This window comes from Bradyrhizobium manausense, from assembly GCF_001440035.1.
Taxonomy (GTDB): domain Bacteria; phylum Pseudomonadota; class Alphaproteobacteria; order Rhizobiales; family Xanthobacteraceae; genus Bradyrhizobium; species Bradyrhizobium manausense.
Window position 1 is genome coordinate 374,786 of record NZ_LJYG01000112.1, and the last position, 2,132, is coordinate 376,917.

Below are 2,132 nucleotides of genomic sequence, written 5' to 3' on the forward strand. Positions count from 1 at the left end.
CGATCCCCGGCAGCTTCCGCAGCCAGACCTACACCATTCTCAATGCGAGCGGCGGCCTCGGCGGAACGCGCTTCGCCGTATTGAGCCTGAGCGGCAGCTTCAGCCCCACCCGCAATCCGCATCTCACCTACGACCTCAACAACGTCTATCTCGTGCTCGATCCCGGCACGATCGCGCTGCCGGCAGGCACCGGGGCGAACCAGAGCAATGTCGCCGGCGCCATCAACCGCGCCGTCGCTAGCGGCCGGACGCCGCCCGCCGGCTTCGATGCGCTGCTCAATATGGGCCAGCCGCAGCTCAACGGCGCGCTCGGCCAGGTCTCCGGCCAGCCCGGCGCCGCCGGTACGCAGGCCTCGTTCAACGCCATGCAGCAATTCGTCGGCATGCTCGACCCACTGGGTGGCGGCGCGGATGGCGAACGCGACGGCACGGGTGGCGACGGCGGGACGCTGGGCTACGCGTCCACCGCACCAAACGACGCCAAAATGCGCGCGGCCTACGCCGCGGTGACACCGCGCGAGACAAGCGGCGATGTCATCGACCGCCGCTGGGGCGTGTGGGCCTCCGGCTATGGCGGCGGCAGCACGTTGAACGGCAACGCCGCGGCAGGTTCGAGCACCACCACCAGCCACATCTACGGCACCGTGGTCGGCGCCGATTATCGCGTCGCGCCGAACACGCTGGTCGGCTTTGCACTCGGCGGCGCCGGCTACAATTTTTCGCTGTCCGACAGCCTCGGCAGCGGCCGCGCCGATCTGTTCCAGGCCGGCGTCTACGGCCGCCACACATTCGGGCCGGCCTACATCTCCGCCGCGCTCGCCTATGGCTGGCAAGATGTCACCACCGACCGCACCGTGACGGTGTCAGGCACCGACAAGCTCACCGCCAACTTCAAGGCCAACAGCTTCGCCGGCCGCCTCGAGGCGGGCTGGCGCTTCGCCCCCATCCCCGGCTCCAGCTTTGGCGTGACGCCCTACGCGGCCGTTCAGGCGACCACCTTCCATCTGCCCTTCTATGGTGAGACCGCCCTCGTCGGCAGCAACCAGTTCGCGCTGTCCTACAGTTCGCAGGACACCACGAATGTGCGCACGGAGCTTGGCGCCCGCACCGACCAGCAATTCCTCGTCAGCGACGGCGTACTCACTCTGCGCGGCCGCCTCGCCTGGGCGCACGACACCAACACCAACCGCCTCGTCAACGCCGCCTTCCAGACGCTGCCGGGCGCGGCGTTCACGGTCAATGGCGCGCAGCCGGCCGCAGACTCCGCGCTGGTCGGTGGCCGCGCGGAGATGAAATGGCGAAACGGGTTCTCGCTCGCGGGCACGATCGAAGGTGAGTTCTCCCAGAGCACGCAGACCTACACGGGCAAGGGCACGGTGCGGTATGAGTGGTAGGCGCCCGATCGCTCTTGCCGCGATTGCTTTGATCGCTGGTTTGCTGGCCACCCCGGCACGTGCGCAAAGCGGTGGCGCCGGTGGTGACGGCGACTATGCGCAGACGGGACAAACCGGCGGCGCCGGCGGCGTTGCGGGCATCAGTGGCGGGGTCGGAGGCAACGGTGGCGCGCCGAACCAGTCGTGTCAATGCACCGGCGGCGGCGGCGGTGGCGGCGCTGTGGGGGCAGCGGGCGGAGCCGGTGGCCCGGGCGGCGCCAATTCGCTTCCCGCCGGCGGCACCGGTGGGGGCGTCGGACAGGATGGGACTGATGGAACGCCCTTGAACTATTCGGCCAGTGGGGGCGGCGGTGGCGGCGGCGCCGCCACCGGGCTGAGCGGCGCGAGCCTGAACAATTCCGCGACGCTGATGGGTGGAAATGGCGGCAAGGGCGGGAACGGCGGGGTCAGCGACATCGCGTTCAGCAACGTCGCGGGCGGCGGCGGCGGTGGCGGTGCGGGCAGCACCGCATTCACCGTCACCGGCGCCGGGATTGTGTCGAACAGCGGCGGCATCACGGGCGGCGCGGGCGGCGCGGGTGGCGCCGGCGCTATCGGTGGCAACGGTGGTGACGGCGGCAACGGGATCGTCGTGACGGCGACGGGCGTGACCGTCAACAATTCGGGAGCGATCTCCGGCGGCGCCGGCGGTGTTGGCGGCGTAGCCGTCCCTGACCCCTATACGGCCTATCGGCTGGG

1 protein-coding gene and 1 pseudogene are annotated in these 2,132 nt (G+C 70.3%); both read left to right on the forward strand.

Features of this window, described 5'->3' with window-relative positions; genetic code table 11:
• A partial coding sequence (locus AOQ71_RS38335) for an autotransporter outer membrane beta-barrel domain-containing protein (RefSeq protein ID WP_162268459.1) occupies positions 1-1,394 on the forward strand: 1,394 nt, incomplete at its 5' end.
• A gap of 322 nt (positions 1,395-1,716) precedes the next feature.
• Positions 1,717-2,132: pseudogene (locus AOQ71_RS49845) on the forward strand (hypothetical protein); the annotation flags it as partial.